Below are 17,498 nucleotides of genomic sequence, written 5' to 3' on the forward strand. Positions count from 1 at the left end.
TTCTATTGAAGCTCTGTTTTTATATCAATAACTACATTTAATCATTAAAAGATTATTTTGTGATTGGCATATGCTTTTTAATAAAAGCAACCAATTCAGCGTTCTTTGCAACAATTGCTCCTGTATGATTTTGGTCATCTACCAGCAAGAACGTCACATCTGTACCCATATTTTTTAAGTCTTGCTGTAATTTTTCAGTCACTTGATAAGGTACTGCCATATCTAATTTACCCTGAATAATCATCACAGGTGTATTAATTTTCTTGGTTGCAGGCTGATTGTCTACTAAGAATTTTTTTACTGTTGAATTTTCTTGGAAGTTATCAATAAGCCCTGGATAATCTAGAACAGTTTTACCGCTATTCGTGTTCAAATATTCACGAATATCTGTAATAAATTTACCCTTCAAATCTTCGAGACATGAACCATTTTCACCCGTTGTGCCCTCTGCCAATTCTACAATCAACTTAGAACGATCTTTGAATACTTCTCGGTAATTAAAACGAGGCTCATAAGCAGTGATTCCTACAGTTGTATAAGCAGCATAAGCCAATAATTCTGCATAGACATCGATTGCTGTCTCGACTTTGCCAGCGAGAAGAAGGTTCCGAATTGCTTGTGGTGCAACGACAGAAATGATATAGCCTAAACTTGAAGCAGGTGCACCTGCTACTGCGCCTCTATAATTGGTATCACTATTAGAAAGTTCTGCTGTCCCTAAAGAAGCATGACCACCTTGAGACTGCCCCACGGACATCCATTGACCATTGATCTGACTACCATAATGATCTTTATAGGCTTTTACCGCATAAATCGCTGAATTTGCTTCGCTCTTTAAATTCAAATATGGGTGCATACCCGGTGTTCCTAAGCCCTCATAGTCAGGTGCAACCACCACATAGCCTTCTTTTAATAAGCTTTGTGCCATATTTTTAAAACGTGGGTTAAAGCCATTCTTACTCGGCGCACAGCTATCACCTACACCTACCGTCCCATGTTCCCACACCACGACTTTCCAACCTTCCGCAGGTCTTGTTGTTTTAGGCACAAAAACCATGGCTGTGGCTTTTTTAGTTTCCCCTAAAACATTCGGCATATTATAGGTCATGACTTTGACTGAGGATGCTTCACTCATACTGTCTAAATTATATGAACTTTCCGATACATAACTTTTATTACTATTCCAATTATCCCAGTTGTCATCATCATTACATGCGCTTAAAAATAAAGCTGAACCACAAGTAATAGCCAATAGTGTCCGTTTAAATAATACTTTCATTACCCATTCCTCAAATTTTTCTTTTTTGAACAGCTCCGTGTTCCCCTCTAATTAAACATAAAAAAAAGCATCTTGCTAGAATGCTTTTAACCAAAGAGTAAAATAATATAGAAATACAAATAATTAATTTTAATTTATGTGATTTATCACACTTTAAATCAAACTCAATCAGCTTTAACCAAATCAAATGAGTGCAATAAAAATGCCTGCAAAAATAATCAGTCCAACCCAACGATTGTGTCTAAATGCCCAGAAACATCTTTGTGGATCACGATCTTTGGTTTTACTCCACTGATAAATAAAGTCTCCTGAAACCAATAACAATGCAATCAGTCCTATTGGGATCAGAATATTTTCCAAATACAGCGCTGCACCAATCAACACCACACTGCTCAACTGCAATAATGAAATAATTTCTATATCATAGCGACCAAACAGGATAGCTGTAGATTTCACCCCAATTTTTAAATCATATTCTCGATCTGTAATGGCATATTGCGTATCATAGGCTACGGTCCAAGCGAGATTGCCAAAATAAAGTAACCAACATGTCCAGCCTAAAGGTTTGCCCATTGCAGTAAAAGACATGGGAATTCCCCATGAAAATGCCATTCCCAACACCACTTGGGGTAAATGGGTATAACGCTTCATGAATGGATAAATAAATGCCAGAAGCAAACCTGCTAACGCACAATAAAATGTTGCAATCGGTAAAAAAAATAAAGTGCAGGCGCTTGCAGCCACCAACCCGATAAAAACCCAAACTGCTTCTTTTGCCGAAATTACACCCGTTGCAAGAGGACGGTTTTTAGTGCGTTCAACGTGGGCATCGACTTTACGATCTGCAAAGTCATTGATTGCACAACCAGCCGCACGCATAAAAATTGTCCCTAAGACCATCGCAACCAAAGTAACAATATCCGGGATTCCTTCCGCAGCAATCCATAATGCCCACATGGTTGGCCAAAATACCAGCTCTGTTCCGATAGGTTTATCAAAACGACATAGATAATAATATGCTTCTAACCGTTGTTTCCATGTGGTTTGTTGCTCTATTGCCATGACAGTCCTTCAGTACACTATTTTGAAATATGCTGTTGTTGTAAAAATTGTTCAAAAGCAGGTAAAAAAGTTTCTTGAACTATAAATTTACAACCATGCCAAGTATAACAACTTTGGCGTGTCCAACCTTCTGCTAATTTTAAAACACGTCTTTCACATAAAGGATTGGTTCTTTGGAACAAAAACTTTCCAATTGGTTTGGTTCGGATGTGTTTAAACAAACGTGCTTTGCTGTGAATACTTAAAATAGGAAAGATACTTTTTGCTTTAACCCAAGGTTGTGCATCACAACCATATAAATAGCTTTCTCGCACCCATGAGGTATGTTGGTGAGGCATTGACATCCATTGACTGTCTAACAATGTCATTCTTTGATAGTGCTCTTGGATAGGCTGGACTTTGAAAATACCACCTGCCGCATCTGTCAATTGCTGGGTCAGGGAACCTTGTGCAAACAACCATGTTTTTAATTCAGGAGGAAATTTATGATCCCGTATTGCGCATGATTGTTTCAATGTTCACCCCTTCCATTTTTTGGATGACTCAGTGTAACCGAAATTTTTAACTTTGTTTGAGCTGATCTTTAAAATGTTCAGAATTAGTTGAAAAATCAATAAAAATTAAATCCACTCGAAAAGAACTTAATTTTCAATAAATCTCTTGATCAGTGATAAAGCATCACAAACATTGGGCTTTTTTAGTACGACTTAACTATTTTCGTTTTGATTTATCTTGATTTCTGCTACATTTTATAAATTAAAATCAATTGTAATGATTTCAGGACAAGCATAAATGAATATAAAAACTGCGCTAAAATTTAGCTTACTGTGTCTGCCTTCGACTTATAGCTTTGCACTCAACTTATCCAGTTCTCCAATCCAACAAGTCACCCTATACCCAACATTGGCAAAAATCGAACGAACCATTCCTGTGCAAGCTGGGGAACAGTTGGTGAGCTTGAGTGGACTAGCTGCCAATTTCAATATCGACCAACTGCAATATCAAAGTAGTAATATCGAAGTGAATGCAGTTTCTCACACTGACAGTGCATTAGATAAGCCTGCTGGCAATGAGTCTTCACAGTTACGCGACCATATCGACGCGATTAAAAAGAAAATTTCAGAACAAAATTCAATTATTCAAGCTGCTGAACTACAGAATAAATTCTTGGGCAATGTGACCGAAGGTTCTGCACCCAAAGTCCGTAAGCAAGCTTATGAAGCGTTTATCGCCATTGATCAAGCCAAGATCGAAAAAGAAAAGCTTGAACAACGTTTAGATGAGTTGGAACAAGATTTAAGCGCCATTGGTGACAGTGAGTTTAATCAAAGAACCCTTAAATTTTATGTCAATGCACCACAACGGGGTGAAATCAAAATCAGTTATATGGTGCCTTATGCACGTTGGCAACCGATTTATAAAGCTGAATTGGATACCCAGACGAAGCAAATTAAGCTCACACGTATGGCAATGATTGCTCAAAAAACAGGTGAAGACTGGAATAATGTGAAGCTGGCACTGTCTACGGCAACACCGCAAAACTATGTTCAACAAGTTCAACCACAACAATGGTGGGTAAATTATTTTGAGCCAGAACCTGTTGTACGCCCTATTTATGCTATTGCTCCTGCACCAATGGCTGAAATGAGCTATGACCGAAAAGAAAAAAGTGTCAAAAAAGCGCCCCAGTTTCCACAATTCCAAGCAGCCGATCTAAACTTTAGTACTGAATTTCGATCAGAAACCAAAGCCTCAATTCCAAGTAGCCAACAGCAAATATTCTTACCTTTAAGCACAGAACAATATGCAGCAAAACTCTCAGTGTGGGCGATTCCTAAAAATAGTACCCAGGCAACGATTAATGCTGAGATTGCAAAATTGGATCAGAATTGGCCTTCAGGTACAGTGAAACTCTATCGTGACGGCGACTATATCGGACAAAGAGCTTGGAACAACAGTGTAGATGAAAACTTACAAATGAGTTTTGGAACCGATGATCAAATCCAAATCAAAGTCACTGATTTGTCCGACAAGAAAAACCCTGTCAAAGGGACACAGTCAGAAACTACACAGAAACAGCAATATTCTGTGCAAAACTTACATAACTATCCAATTCAAGTGACTATTTTTGAATCTGAGCCACAAAGTCAAAATGGAAAACTGACCACTCACTCAACTTATAGCATTCCCCCAACGGCGACCCAATGGAATGGACAACCGAATATCAACTTATGGCAAGTGGATTTAAATCCAAAGCAAAGTTATAAGTTGGACGTACAACACCAGTTTAAATATCCAAGTAAAGGTAGAACCTCTGGTTTTTAATATTCTCTTCTCCACCATAAATAATGAAGCCCAGTCATCACTGGGCTTTGATTTGCAACATGCTCATCCGGCATAGACTAAAGATAGTCACCCTCACGTTCAGGCTGATACAATACTTTTTCAATTTTAACTTTCATTAAGTGTCCATCAGGTTGCGGCCACTCGATTTCTTGCCCTTCAGCCAAACCTAAAATAGCGGCGCCAACAGGAGCAATGACATTGACCTGCCCTTTATCACCACGGAAATCATGTGGATAAACCAGTGTAATTTCAGTTGCTTCAGTTGATGGTGCAATCGTGATCAGCACCTTTGCATTCATGGTCACAACATTTGCTGGAATGGCATCAGGTGCAACCACTTCTGCACGTGCCAATTCTTCTTCTAAATGCTGCATGGTGATCGTCAACTTTGACTGATGTTCTAACATCGTTTCCAAACGATGCAAATCCTGTTCTGAAATAATAATATTGGGTTTAGTCATGTACCGAATTCCTTTGCACTATTGCATTACCACAAGCGTATTGATAAAGCCGATCTTACAGTTATACATCAATTCGCTTGCCAACTAAATTGACAAAGCAAGATATAAACTGAAATCCATAGCTTTTCATCACCGATTTCTTTTATAACAGATATTTAGTCGTATATTACCGCTTTTTATTCAACCATAAAAAAAGCCTCCTTGAGAGGAGGCTTTCTCAAGTCAATGCTTATTTTGCATAAACTGGGAATTTAGCACATACCGCTTCAACTTTAGCTTGTACTGCTTTGATTACCGCTTCATCACCTTTAGCGTCTAGGATATCAGCAATCCAACCTGCCAAATCACGCACTTCCGCTTCACCAAAACCACGAGTGGTTACAGCAGGTGTACCGATACGGATACCTGAAGTAACAAATGGAGAACGTGGATCATTTGGTACAGCATTTTTATTCACTGTAATATGCGCTGCGCCTAACCATGCGTCAGCATCTTTACCTGTCACATCTTGTTTAATCAACGATAACAAGAATAAATGGTTTTCTGTACCACCAGAAACAACATCATAACCACGTGAAATCAACACTTCAGCCATCGCTTTAGCATTAACAACCACTTGTTTTTGATATTCTTTATATTCAGGTGTCATTGCTTCTTTAAAGCAAATTGCTTTTGCCGCAACAGCATGAACCAAAGGACCACCTTGGTTACCTGGGAATACAGCTGATTGAAGTTTTTTCTCAATCTCTTCATTTGCTTTAGCAAGGATCAAACCAGAACGTGGACCACGTAAAGTTTTATGCGTAGTCGTCGTTGTTACATCCGCAATTTGTACTGGGCTTGGATATACACCAGCAGCCACTAAACCAGCAACGTGCGCCATATCAACAAATAAATATGCACCAACTTTATCCGCGATATCACGGAAACGTTGCCAATCAACAATTTGGCTATACGCAGAGAAACCAGCAACGATCATACGAGGCTTGTGTTCTACAGCCAAACGTTCAACTTCTTCGTAGTCAATTTCACCAGTTTCAGGGTTTAAACCATATTGCACTGCATTATAAGTTTTACCTGAAAAGCTTACTTTTGCACCGTGGGTCAAGTGACCGCCATGCGCTAAGCTCATTCCTAAAACAGTATCGCCTGGGTTTAAAAGTGCAAGATAGACTGCTGAGTTTGCTTGAGAACCCGCATGAGGTTGTACGTTAGCGTAGTCAGCACCAAATAATGCTTTAGCACGATCGATCGCCAATTGTTCGATCACGTCTACATATTCACAACCGCCATAATAGCGTTTACCAGGATAACCTTCGGCATATTTGTTAGTGAGTTTTGATCCTTGTGCTTCCATTACTGCAGGTGAGCAATAGTTTTCAGATGCAATTAACTCAATGTGTGCTTCTTGACGGGCATCTTCTTGAGAAATTGCTTGAGCGATTTCTGGATCAAATTCAGAAATAGAGATATTGGCGAACATTAGCGAGGTCCTATGAATTAGGGCTTTTAAGCCGTGCTAAGATTGCGCGTATTGTAGCATGAAGTTTGTAATTAAACAGAATGAAGTTTGCTCTGTTTTAAATAAAAATAGCTAATGTATCGTACATTAGCTATTTTTTTGATAATGGCAGTTTAAAGCGTTATTTTGCTGCAAACATAGCTTTGACATCTGCAACAATATTATCAATATTTAAAACATACGCAGAACTATGATCCCAAGTAGGTTCAGGGATATAGCGAACCTGTGTACCAAATGCTTTTGCGGTAGCATATAAAGTATCTGTCGCAATTTTGGGTACAGTAGTATCCGCCCCCCCCTGATAAATTACTACAGGTGTTTTGACTTGAACTTGTAGTGGTTGTGAGTCTTCATTTAAAAATTTTTGTACAGGCGCTAGGGTCATAAATCCGTCAGTTGTTCTTGGATAATTCTTTAATGAACCATTGCTACCAACATATTGCATCATAGCCCCTGCAAATTGAGTTCCAAGATCACAGCTTGATTCTGCATTTCTTGCAATTGCATCCGTCGGTACTTTAAATACTTGGCTATAGTCTAAAGTAGGGTTTGTATTGCGTAAGCCCGCAGCAATTAATGCAGTAAAGGTATCTAAAGATGCATAAACAGGTATCTGCTGAGTTGGTGTAGCATTTTCAACTGAAAGATTTCCAACACTTAAAATTAATTTCAATTGTGAAGCTGGTGCAACAGCGACGGTTCCTTTATAGTCTAGGTTTGCACGCGCCGCATATTGCGCAGCGCCTAATGCTGCTTGACCACCTTGAGAATGTCCAACTGTGACCCACTGATTAGACGCTTTACTGCCTAGCCAACTCCGTGTCGCCACTACCGCATCAGTAATCGAATAAGCTTCACTTTTTAAATTTAAAAATGGGTGTAATTCTTTACCACCAGGCTCGCCCAAGCCTTCGTAATCAGGTGCGACCACCACGTAGCCTGCTGCAAGAAACTTAGAAATCATGCCTTTAATATGGTCATTCATCACATTACGACTTGGTGCACATACATCTGCAACTCCTGTTGTCCCATGTGCCCAAACCACGATTGGCCAACCACCTGCTGGTGCTACAGTTTTCGGTGTAAAGACCAGTGAGGTTGCTTGAACTTCGGTACCATTAATACCTTTCATTTTATAGGTCATCACGACACTATCCGTTGCCACAGCAGAAAAGTCAGTTGCAGTATATGCGCTTGGTGTTCCCACAACAGGATTGGCAATCGTGTTGACATCTGTATTATCTGGAGAAGCTCCAGATGAACTCCCTCCACCACCGTTATTACATGCTGTTAAAGCGATCCCAGAACTTATAATTAAAACTGTTAGTAAATTCTTTTTCATGTGATTTATCCTTAAACACAATTTTTTAAATATTTTATATCACTTATTACACATAAGTATTTCATGAATACGTCAAAAAAATATGTTAGGCAAGTCTTTTGCTCATTATTTTTAAGGGATGAATCAACTGAATAAATCATCAATAATGGCATCAAACCACACAAGGCATCATGTTTATTGTTAACACATTGAACAATATATAGAAATCTAAACTGCCAAGAAATGGCTATTTATTGTTTATAAAATTAATATCAAAGTAGCTTAAAGATTCGTTTAAAATTTCAATTTAATCTTACTTCAACGACGCTAACTTTTTCTCAGAATAAGATTCAACAGCATATCGCCAATCTGTTGAAAAATGCATATCGCAACATATAATTTCTTGATCAATAAAATCAATGCAATAAAGATCGTTTTGAATGATGTGAAGCTTTCCTAACCAAACTGTTATGCTGTACATCTAAAACCTAAATAAATTTACCTAGATGATGCTTCACTTTGTCTGACCCATTTTTTGTTTAACCGTATTCTTGCGATGCAAAAAAGGTAGTGCTTTGTTTTTTGCTCATATACGCATATAACCTCACTCAACATGGCAACATCCATGTCACCTCGCGATAGCAAGACTATCGATGATGCAAAAGTACAGAATAAATGAATCACAAAAATTTTATAAAATTTGCATAAGAAACAAAAAATTAACTCAGCATAAATGATTAAAATGAAAAATCACTGGTATGAATACTCAAGAAATGTTGAATGCATACCCTATTGATTTAAATATTTAAAAAAAATTTGACTACAGGACAATGAGAGATAGATTGACTCAATCTTTTCGCAAACTAACTATTTCACAAACTAAAAACTATAAAAGTCATTGCTAAAAACCTGAGGATTTCCCTCTGCCTTTGCATATATTAGATGAAACAGGATGCTAACAACGTTATTGCTGAATGAAGATGCTAATCATGTTGCATTAGATAAATAAAGCAAGTTGAGTTATTCATAAGCTACCACTGTTCGATTGAACAGTGGCAAAATTTAAAAACGATACTGGTCAATATTTAAGGATTAGTTTGATAGCAGTGTTTTAATATCCGCCAATAAGTTTCCGTTTTTAGCATTTACAGTATAAGCGGTACTATGGTCCCATTTTGGATCGGTTCGATAATCAATTTTTGTGGTTAATGCTCGTGCTTGCGCCACTAATGCGTCTGTTGCCTGAGGCAACACCAATGTATCTGCACCACCTTGATAAATAATAATTGGTGTTTTAACCAAGACTTGAAGAGGTTGTGAATCTTTCTCCAAAAATTGTTTGACGATCGGATCATCCATATAGCCCACATTTCGACGTGGATAATCTTTTATACTGAAGTTATTTTTATAAGCGTATTCCCCTATTCCTCGCGTAAATGCAAGTCCTAGATTAAGCACACATATAGACTCTGCTTGTTCTGCAATTTTATCGGTAGGAGACTTAAAGACCTGACTATACACACCGCTTACACCATAAGTAGCCTTAATACTTGCTGCAATTAACGAAGTAAACCCATCTGTAGCAACATAACCTAAGACTTTACGTTCGTATTCCGGGTTTGTTTCACCATTTTCATCCAGCATATTATCAGGTAACCCTTCTAATTTAAATTGAATTAAAGTGTCAATCATTTTTAAATTAGACGCTGGTGCAATTGCCACTGCACCTTTATAGTCCATATTGGCACGTGCTGCATATTGTGCTGCACCCAATGCCGCTTGCCCTCCTTGTGAATGCCCCACTACTGCCCATTTATTAGAGACCTTATCACGTAACCAACTTTTGGTTGCTACCACTGCATCCGTAATTGAATAAGCCTCACTTTTGACATTGAGAAAAGGATGGAGTTCTTTATCGCCAGGCTCACCCAAACCTTCATAATCAGGTGCGACAACCACATAACCTTCTTTAACAAAACTATCAATCATGTCTTTAATCGTTGGATCACCTGGACCAAAAATACCTTGTATCGTCAATTTATTAACACTCGGTGCACAAATATCTGCGACACCCGTTGTACCATGCGCCCACACTACGATTGGCCAGCCCCCTACAGGCGGTGCTGTTTTAGGTGTAAAAACTAAGCTGGTTGCGAGTGTCTCGGTTCCTTTGATGCCTTTCATTTTATAAGTCATCACCACACTTTCTGCAGCATTTGGTGGTGCATCATCTTTAATATATTTATATGCAGCAGGTGTTCCCACCACAGGGTTTTGAATATTATTGATGTCTACATTTGATGTGGTTGATGGATCTCCATCATCATTGTCATCTCCTCCACATGCCGTCAAAAATACAACTGAGCTTGCTAATAATATCGAAAGCGTATTTCTTTTCATTTTATTCATCCTTGTTGTCTATCTTGTTTTAATGCTTCAATGTGAATAACTCCAATTTATCCACACCGATCATTCGATTACCTAGCTTTTGGCGGGGTATTCTTTTTAAATTATCCTAAATCGAATAATTAAGATAATCTACAATATAATTATCTTATTAAAATAAATTTGCAAGTGATATTCGATAGTTATTTATTTTGATATTCATTGGAAAATATTTAAAAAAGTAGATAAAATCGATTTTAAACTAAAAAATGAGGTATGCTTCACTGTATTCAATAGAATTTATAATCTTTACCATAAAAATATCAACAAACCCAAATATTAAGATGTTCTTATAAATTTTTAAGTAAATGATGATAGCCAGTCTCAACTAGATATAATTTATATTTTAATCATGCAACCACCATACAAGGACAGAACTGCTTGAGAGTTAAACAAAAACAAATCAAAACTGACTTTCAAATAACTTTAAATTGTATTCAATGCTTAAAAAAGCTAGGGTATTCAAAAGCTCCTGGTCAAAGCGGTGAAGGAATAAAAGATGCAAGCTATTATTTTAGATACAGAAACACATACACTCAATGGTCTACCTATTGAAATTGCTTATGCACCTATTCAGATTGAAGCAGGAAAACTTAGTTTAGATCGTAAGCAAATATTTGATCAGCTTTACAGCATAGGCAATGAGAAAATCTCTTTTGCCTCTATGGCGGTTCACCATATTTTAGAAGCAGATATTGCAGGACAACCCAACTTTTCGGACTTCGAGCTTCCTAAAGAAACCACATATATCATTGGTCATAATATTGATTATGATATTCGTGCCATTGAACAATGCGGTGTGGATACTTCAAAAATCAAAGCTATTTGTACGCTGGCACTGGCTCGTTTAGTTTGGCCAGATGCTGAAGCCCATAATATTTCTGCGCTGATTTATATGATCAGTAAAGGCAGTGAAAAAGCACGTGAAATGCTGAAAAGTGCGCATCGCGCAGATGCAGATATTATTTTAACAGCCAATATTTTAATGCACATTATTCATCATTTAAAAATTCAGACTTTAGAAGAACTCTATGAAGCCTCTGAAGATGCACGTATACCAAGAACGATCAACTTTGGTAAACACCGCGGTACTGCAATTTCAGAATTACCCTCAGACTATGTGCAATGGTTATTACGCCAGGAAGACCTAGACCCTTATTTACGTAAAGCCTTAGAGAATGCAAACCTAATCACACTTTAACCTTGTGATTTGTAACAAGAAAGTCATATTAGTGTAATTTTCATTCTTTATCCTTGGGTCAATTTATTGGGGGAATAACTTGACTCATGGATCAATATTTTAAAACTGACTTGGGAATTCAGGCATTAAAACAGCGGTCATTTCAACTGAATGCGCGTCAAAGACAGTTATTACTCCTGATTGGTACTGATGATTTTAAAATCTTGAACAGTGCTTTAAAACAACGCTTGGCGACCCCTGAACTGATTCAACAATTAGAAGAACTTGGTTTGATTTTTCAGGATAATGCGCCATCCGTAGATAAAAAAAATAATACCCCCCTATCAAAAGTGACAAATTCAGTTGCATTAGACACAAACCAACAACCAACTTTGGCTCAAACAGCAAAAAGTCAATCTTCAAAAGAAAATATTATTTCCTCAATTAGCATCAGTGAAAAATTAACAGAAGTATCCTCACCCGACAATCTCCACACCAATGAGCCAACCCATGATTTAAAGCCAGAACTAGAAACACCAGCACAGAAGGAAAATAAACTCGAACATATCCATATCAGTTTTGATGAGATCAAACAAAAAATGGCACATCTATTACAAACTCATTGTGGACTCATGACTAAACAATTAGTGATACAGATCCAGCAAGCAAAATCTATCCGTGATATTAAATTTTGCCAAATGCAATGGATTACCGCATTACAAGAATCCAGAATTTCGCCACTTGAACTAAATCAAACCATGCAACAAATTAATTATTCTTTACAACATCTACAATCATCATAGTTTAAAAGCCTTACAAGCGTGAGACTTAGCATTTAGATTTAACCCCCTTAGAATGACACAATTAAGTGTTTTAACGTCATTCTAAGTTTTTTAATCTAAACAGATTAATATTTTTTAAAAGATGGATAATAATCAGATTTGGCAGATCATCGCCCTTGAAGATGATCATTATTTATCGGAACAAAAGCTGAATTTAGAATTAAAATCTGCTTTGCTCACAGAATTCCTTCAACACTTACACATTGAATTTCAACATTATGATGTAGAAATACAACATTTCCACGTCTAAAATCAAATGTCTTATATCACCTAACTTCACCAGCATATTTCATTGATATTAATGATGAATTAACTTCAGTCCATATGTCTTATTATATCTTTTTACAAAATCAAATTGTCTATTTTTACATCAGGCTATACAATAAACACTCAGCTAACTTGTTCAAATAATTACACAATTATGACTACTTATATTACCAAATCGACCAATCAAACAGCATTAGCACTTTCAAATTTTCATTCAACTTTTGAACAGTGTTTGACGGCTGTTTCTAATATTAAGCATAAAATAGATTTACGAATCAAAGATGATCCAATGTCCTCACAACATGTGTTGGTACAAAGTTATCAATCTGGATCACTCAAAGGTGATTTAAGAATTGAAAAACGCGCTGTTGTTCAAGCCAATCGAGACCGCTTAGCCCTTTATCATTTAGTTGCTGTTGTTCTTGATCATTTTAAAACTGCTTGATTTTTTTAGTAGAAACTTGGTTATTGCTGTTCAGCTTTAGACGTTTTAATGTTTAGCTATAATAAAAATGTGTTGGATAAATACCTCCAACACATTTTTTTAATTGTCACATCATTGGTCTAGTTAAAAATTAACTCACCTGTTCAATGATGCGATAAATACTATCACTTTCTTTACTCTCAAACAGTAATTCAATACTCGGCAATATCTTTTCGCCATCTACCACAATATGATCTATCTTTTGGAACAAGGATAAATTTTCAGCATCTTCATGCTCTTGCAATTTGTTTAACCATGCCATTGCATTTAATTCGTTGCTATATTGATCCTTCACCTTGACTGTAATCATTTCAGACATTTTCCTATCCTCTTTTTTATATACTGTTTTTCTTATAGCATGACATTGAATAAAATTTCTTGTGAAGTTGTTAGATTTTATGGCAATGTTAAAGCATTGCAACTTATGAATATTTTTCAGTTATAAAACAATCAATTACTTTGAATATTTTATGTAAATTCTGCCTATCTTAATTATTTCATCAGATTTCAAAATGAAAAAGCTCACATTCCTGTGAGCTTTTTGATGTTGGAAAGCTAGTGCTTATTTTTTATTTGAACTGGAGTCACAAATTCAATAAGCCGTCATTGATCTGTCCAACTACTTCGTAGCATCTTATCGATCTACTGTAGTTATAATATAGGCAGAACTTTGACCATCTGCAAGAAGCAGTAACATTATTCAACCTAATTACAGCGATTTTAAAATTGAATTATTTTAAAAACAGCAGATAATAGTTAAGCCTAAATTGATGATCAATTTTTCAATCTTTAAAGAATAATGGCTGCTAAGCACTAAAATGAAATTAAACTTTGAAAGTGCTTTAAAATGATCATTTTTCCGAATTAAAAATTCAGATAAAAAGTATAAAATTTTTTGAAAATAAATCATTTATATGAAAAATTATGCGGTTTGAATATAAATGATCAGAAATTTACACGATCAATTATCACTTAGTATGTTTTCTTTATCGGATGAAAATTTGAGTTATGGCGATAATGTACTATATTCATTGTCTTTGAACTTCTTTACATTTTACCAATATTACCTAAAGTTATCGTACAGCTACATTTATAGTGCAATTATGTTCTGAGTCTTTTGCATTACGAAAATTTAATTGGTGCTTGAAACACTGACAATACGCTCTAGACTGAGTATATTTTATTTTTTCAGGAATATTTACACCCAAACATTCAGATTCAATATGCCCCATTTGTGATAAAGGAAACTCACCTTTAAGTATTAATCCGACTGCGCCAAATACAATCAACATCACAAAAATTATCAATATTATATAAGTTCTCATTATTCTGAATTTTCATCTTTTTATAACTCAATAAAAATTAAGCAGATCTGTCAACAAGACTGTACTGCTCAATCATCATCGACCGTCTCATAAAACATACGATTTATTATTTTTTTACAACAGAGGATTTAGTGGCATATTCAACCCCATGTTTTTCTAAATATTCACGAATTAATTGGCGAACAACTTGAGAAGGTTTTAAGTCTTGACGGTTACATAATTCTTCAAATGCTTCTTTTTTATTTGGATCGATTAAAATTGTTAACCTTGCCGTTTTATTTTCCATACCCCATTTCCTTAAATTTCTTAGAAATAGAATTGTAATAATATTTAGAAGATTTTCAATGATAATTTTTTATCTCGCCAACCTTACAAGATAAGACATATACATATGATTTATAACACTTTATTTTAATAATTTTAATATTTAAATGATAAATCGATCATAATTTTTTGTGAATATTATCAAATATTTTAATTTTAAAGCTAAAATTTACACAAAAGGCTATCACAACAACGCGAAGTAATAGCCAAGTCTCTATTTTTAAGAGAAATCTAATTCTTTTTCAAAAATTCTAAGTTCGTGTCTAGCCATTGCTAAATTAGATTTTTGACGATCCAATACTAAATATAAAAATAAATCACTGTTTTTCTCTAGCGGTCTAAGTAAATGATACTGTTTACCTAAAGTAATCAAAATATCATCAATAGTATCTTTCAAGTTCAACGCATCAGCAGTTTTCATTTTCGCACGTAAAACCTCAGTATTCCCCGCAGCTGCAAGCTCCAAATCAATGCCTGTTCCTTGTGCTGCCAATGAAAGACCACTTGTACAATCAACAAGTGCTGAAGCTGTAAATCCGTCAATATCTGCTAATGGTGTTAAGTCAATTTTAGCCATTTATATATACCTTTTATTAAGTAAAAACCGTATGAGCCATCTGAGGAGTCTGGCTCATGTTTAAAAGTATCATAGAATTATAATAAAATATTATTTTATGATAATAATATGTGATTTTTTTAGTCTAATTAAAAAAAAGACAATATTTCTTTTCAGAAGGCATTTCTGATTTACTTTAAAATTCACATGTGAATCGACACGATTCATATAAATAAAGATGATTTGGAAAATAAATTTAATTTTTCTTATAAAAATATTAAAAAAATATTGACAAAAAATAATTTAAATATAAAAACTTATGTGTTTATCATTTTCTTTGCAGCATACTTGGGTAGATGTTTTATGTATAACTTGCTCCACATATATGCTTTATGTATTACAGCACTTTTCATTAAAATGTTTGCGATATCATGTTATCAAGGTTATTTCCGTATTAAAAATAAGGCTTTTAAAAATAAAGAAGATGCACAATATCTAAACATGAATGCCCATCCCGAAGAACTTCCGCAAGTGGTGAGAGCAAGTCAAGCGTGGGCTAACGATTTAGAAAATATTCCTGTGTTTTGGGTACTTGGTGGCATTTGTATCGCCTTGAATTTGAACACAACATTGATAGCATGGACGTTTAGTGTTTTTACCATTGCACGTATTGCTCATACAATAACCTGGCGAATTCAAACATGAGGTGCGACAGTTTGAAAAGTCTTATGATAATCAACAAGCTGAGCAAATTTCTCTAATGGTGTAAGCCAATCTAACGCTTTTCTAGGACGAGTATTCAGTGACATGGCAACTTGATTTAAATAATGCTGATCTGCCTGATTTAAATCAATCCCTTTAGGTAAATATTGCCTAATTAAACCATTCATATTTTCGCATGTGCCTTTTTGCCAGGGTGAATGTGGGTCACAGAAATATACATCTATGCCTAAATCTTCTTCAAGTATTTTATGTTCTGCCATCTCGCGTCCACGGTCATAGGTCAACGTTTTACGCAGTTCTGCAGGTAAATATTTCAGAGCTTCAGTTAAAGCCTTGCGCACTGATTCTGCCTTTGCATCAGGTAATGTTGCCAAGATACAGAGCCGTGTATTTCGTTCAATAAGTGTTGCTATCGAACTTTTATTGTCTTTACCTTTAATTAAATCAGCTTCCCAATGACCCGGTATTTTTCTTTCTTGAACTTCGGCTGGGCGCTCATGAATAGTTTTAATATCCTGTAATATAGAATCTTTTTTAGGTTCACCGTTAGCTTTTCGCTTTTTATTTTCATGACGCAGACAGGATAATAAGTCTTTTTTCAACTCACCCTTTGGTAATGCGCGTATCGTTGAATAAATCGTTGTATGGCTTACATTCATTGTTTGATCCAAATCAGGAAATGTCTTTAAACGCTTTGCTATTTGCTGAGGAGACCATAAACAACGGATCGCTTCAACAATAAATTTCCAGAGGATTGAATCGATTTTGAGTTTTCTGTGACCACGTCTACGTCTAGCGAAGGTGTTATCAGAAGCATATCGAGCTTGATAAACGTCATTGATGCTATTTCTTTTAAGCTCACGATAGATCGTACTAGGATGTCTTTTAATGAGTTCAGCAAATTTTCTGGCTGAAAAGCCTTCTTTTCTTGACTCAAGCATTAATGCAGTACGATCTTCAAAGTTAAGATGATGGTATGACAATTTTATATACTCCATAAACCCTTTAAATTAATTAGGTGGTTTATGTCGCACTTCAAGTTTTACTCTGCCCCTATTTAGTAGGAATACAGCCTTGGAGAACGATCTCTTATATAACTGGTATCGTTTGCCTATTTATTTTAACCTTTATTATTATACTGGCTTGTTTATGACTGATCTAAGTGTAGGATGCTTCTAAATCAATCGCCAACAACATATTATGGTTGTGATAACGATCACAATATAACTATTTATTTGATGCAGATAAATGCAAGATATGGTGCAATTTATAATTAAATTGAAAAATAAAGTGCTTGATATAATATAAAAGCTAAACTGTTATATAAATGCAGATTGACATTAAACTCATGCAAAATTTAG

At 35.7% G+C, this 17,498-nt stretch carries 16 protein-coding genes; 5 read left to right on the forward strand and 11 right to left on the reverse strand.

The annotated features are described in order from the left end of the window. Nucleotides 1-52: 52 nt before the first annotated feature. The 3 genes from F938_RS05510 to F938_RS05520 all read right to left on the reverse strand — a co-directional run bounded on the left by F938_RS05510 (nucleotide 53) and on the right by F938_RS05520 (nucleotide 2,856). On the reverse strand, nucleotides 53-1,279 hold the full coding sequence (locus F938_RS05510) for an alpha/beta hydrolase family protein (RefSeq protein ID WP_005030116.1): 1,227 nt from the start codon (nucleotides 1,277-1,279) through the stop codon (nucleotides 53-55). A gap of 183 nt (nucleotides 1,280-1,462) precedes the next feature. Beyond that, nucleotides 1,463-2,341 carry a 4-hydroxybenzoate octaprenyltransferase gene (gene ubiA, locus F938_RS05515; RefSeq protein WP_005030119.1) on the reverse strand — a complete coding sequence of 293 codons (879 nt, stop codon included), beginning with the start codon at nucleotides 2,339-2,341 and terminating at the stop codon, nucleotides 1,463-1,465. A 17-nt stretch (nucleotides 2,342-2,358) separates the two neighbouring features. Further along, a complete protein-coding gene (locus tag F938_RS05520; protein WP_005030122.1) occupies nucleotides 2,359-2,856 on the reverse strand; it encodes a chorismate--pyruvate lyase family protein in 498 nt (165 codons plus the stop codon). A 277-nt stretch (nucleotides 2,857-3,133) separates the two neighbouring features. On the opposite strand from F938_RS05520, the gene F938_RS05525 reads away from it, so the two are divergent. Next, a complete protein-coding gene (locus tag F938_RS05525; RefSeq protein ID WP_005030123.1) occupies nucleotides 3,134-4,666 on the forward strand; it encodes a DUF4139 domain-containing protein in 1,533 nt (510 codons plus the stop codon). Nucleotides 4,667-4,743: 77 nt separating this feature from the next. Here the strand turns inward: F938_RS05525 and rnk are convergent, their stop codons facing one another. The 4 genes from rnk to F938_RS05545 all read right to left on the reverse strand — a co-directional run bounded on the left by rnk (nucleotide 4,744) and on the right by F938_RS05545 (nucleotide 10,391). Continuing rightward, nucleotides 4,744-5,148 (reverse strand): nucleoside diphosphate kinase regulator, encoded by a 405-nt coding sequence (gene rnk / locus F938_RS05530; protein WP_004831562.1) that lies wholly within the window; start codon nucleotides 5,146-5,148, stop codon nucleotides 4,744-4,746. 229 nt (nucleotides 5,149-5,377) lie between these two features. Beyond that, nucleotides 5,378-6,631 (reverse strand): serine hydroxymethyltransferase, encoded by a 1,254-nt coding sequence (gene glyA, locus F938_RS05535; protein ID WP_004831563.1) that lies wholly within the window; start codon nucleotides 6,629-6,631, stop codon nucleotides 5,378-5,380. Nucleotides 6,632-6,791: 160 nt separating this feature from the next. Beyond that, on the reverse strand, nucleotides 6,792-8,012 hold the full coding sequence (locus F938_RS05540) for an alpha/beta hydrolase family protein (RefSeq protein ID WP_005030126.1): 1,221 nt from the start codon (nucleotides 8,010-8,012) through the stop codon (nucleotides 6,792-6,794). 1,071 nt (nucleotides 8,013-9,083) lie between these two features. Beyond that, on the reverse strand, nucleotides 9,084-10,391 hold the full coding sequence (locus F938_RS05545) for an alpha/beta hydrolase family protein (RefSeq protein WP_005030128.1): 1,308 nt from the start codon (nucleotides 10,389-10,391) through the stop codon (nucleotides 9,084-9,086). A 544-nt stretch (nucleotides 10,392-10,935) separates the two neighbouring features. Between F938_RS05545 and F938_RS05550 the strand changes: the two genes are divergently transcribed. From F938_RS05550 to F938_RS05560, 3 genes are all read left to right on the forward strand, one after another. Further along, nucleotides 10,936-11,637 carry an exonuclease domain-containing protein gene (locus F938_RS05550; protein ID WP_004831566.1) on the forward strand — a complete coding sequence of 234 codons (702 nt, stop codon included), beginning with the start codon at nucleotides 10,936-10,938 and terminating at the stop codon, nucleotides 11,635-11,637. Between the two features lie 86 nt (nucleotides 11,638-11,723). Continuing rightward, nucleotides 11,724-12,419, forward strand: a complete 696-nt coding sequence (locus tag F938_RS05555; protein WP_005030131.1) for a hypothetical protein — start codon at nucleotides 11,724-11,726, stop codon at nucleotides 12,417-12,419. Nucleotides 12,420-12,879: 460 nt separating this feature from the next. After that, entirely contained in the window at nucleotides 12,880-13,170 is a 291-nt protein-coding gene (locus F938_RS05560; RefSeq protein ID WP_005030135.1) for a hypothetical protein, read from the forward strand. A 130-nt stretch (nucleotides 13,171-13,300) separates the two neighbouring features. On the opposite strand, the gene F938_RS05565 is transcribed toward F938_RS05560, so the two are convergent. The 3 genes from F938_RS05565 to F938_RS05580 form a co-directional block, all read right to left on the reverse strand. Further along, nucleotides 13,301-13,528: a hypothetical protein gene (locus F938_RS05565; protein ID WP_004831570.1), complete on the reverse strand. Its 228-nt coding sequence runs from the start codon at nucleotides 13,526-13,528 to the stop codon at nucleotides 13,301-13,303. 1,112 nt (nucleotides 13,529-14,640) lie between these two features. Further along, nucleotides 14,641-14,820, reverse strand: a complete 180-nt coding sequence (locus F938_RS05575; protein WP_004831572.1) for a ribbon-helix-helix protein, CopG family — start codon at nucleotides 14,818-14,820, stop codon at nucleotides 14,641-14,643. Nucleotides 14,821-15,078: 258 nt separating this feature from the next. Continuing rightward, the gene (locus F938_RS05580; RefSeq protein WP_004831574.1) at nucleotides 15,079-15,435 is read right to left on the reverse strand and encodes a hypothetical protein; all 357 of its coding nucleotides are present in this window, start codon (nucleotides 15,433-15,435) and stop codon (nucleotides 15,079-15,081) included. A gap of 222 nt (nucleotides 15,436-15,657) precedes the next feature. On the opposite strand from F938_RS05580, the gene F938_RS05585 reads away from it, so the two are divergent. Next, on the forward strand, nucleotides 15,658-16,119 hold the full coding sequence (locus tag F938_RS05585) for an MAPEG family protein (protein WP_228129508.1): 462 nt from the start codon (nucleotides 15,658-15,660) through the stop codon (nucleotides 16,117-16,119). Here F938_RS05585 and F938_RS05590 read toward each other — a convergent pair. Beyond that, on the reverse strand, nucleotides 16,110-17,135 hold the full coding sequence (locus F938_RS05590) for an IS30-like element ISAba125 family transposase (RefSeq protein WP_010326927.1): 1,026 nt from the start codon (nucleotides 17,133-17,135) through the stop codon (nucleotides 16,110-16,112). The two genes, F938_RS05585 and F938_RS05590, sit on opposite strands and share 10 nt — an antisense overlap. Nucleotides 17,136-17,498: the final 363 nt, after the last annotated feature.

The sequence above is a fragment of the Acinetobacter bereziniae LMG 1003 = CIP 70.12 genome (assembly GCF_000368925.1).
Classification (GTDB): Bacteria; Pseudomonadota; Gammaproteobacteria; order Pseudomonadales; family Moraxellaceae; genus Acinetobacter; species Acinetobacter bereziniae.

Excerpts from the sequence above, each read along its gene's own strand:
- F938_RS05510 (WP_005030116.1), bottom strand. The coding sequence starts at position 1,279 with ATGAAAGTATTATTTAAACGGACACTATTGGCTATTACTTGTGGTTCA.
- ubiA (WP_005030119.1), bottom strand. The coding sequence starts at position 2,341 with ATGGCAATAGAGCAACAAACCACATGGAAACAACGGTTAGAAGCATAT.
- F938_RS05525 (WP_005030123.1), top strand. The coding sequence starts at position 3,134 with ATGAATATAAAAACTGCGCTAAAATTTAGCTTACTGTGTCTGCCTTCG.
- rnk (WP_004831562.1), bottom strand. The coding sequence starts at position 5,148 with ATGACTAAACCCAATATTATTATTTCAGAACAGGATTTGCATCGTTTG.
- glyA (WP_004831563.1), bottom strand. The coding sequence starts at position 6,631 with ATGTTCGCCAATATCTCTATTTCTGAATTTGATCCAGAAATCGCTCAA.
- F938_RS05540 (WP_005030126.1), bottom strand. The coding sequence starts at position 8,012 with ATGAAAAAGAATTTACTAACAGTTTTAATTATAAGTTCTGGGATCGCT.
- F938_RS05545 (WP_005030128.1), bottom strand. The coding sequence starts at position 10,391 with ATGAAAAGAAATACGCTTTCGATATTATTAGCAAGCTCAGTTGTATTT.
- F938_RS05550 (WP_004831566.1), top strand. The coding sequence starts at position 10,936 with ATGCAAGCTATTATTTTAGATACAGAAACACATACACTCAATGGTCTA.
- F938_RS05555 (WP_005030131.1), top strand. The coding sequence starts at position 11,724 with ATGGATCAATATTTTAAAACTGACTTGGGAATTCAGGCATTAAAACAG.
- F938_RS05560 (WP_005030135.1), top strand. The coding sequence starts at position 12,880 with ATGACTACTTATATTACCAAATCGACCAATCAAACAGCATTAGCACTT.
- F938_RS05565 (WP_004831570.1), bottom strand. The coding sequence starts at position 13,528 with ATGTCTGAAATGATTACAGTCAAGGTGAAGGATCAATATAGCAACGAA.
- F938_RS05575 (WP_004831572.1), bottom strand. The coding sequence starts at position 14,820 with ATGGAAAATAAAACGGCAAGGTTAACAATTTTAATCGATCCAAATAAA.
- F938_RS05580 (WP_004831574.1), bottom strand. The coding sequence starts at position 15,435 with ATGGCTAAAATTGACTTAACACCATTAGCAGATATTGACGGATTTACA.
- F938_RS05590 (WP_010326927.1), bottom strand. The coding sequence starts at position 17,135 with ATGGAGTATATAAAATTGTCATACCATCATCTTAACTTTGAAGATCGT.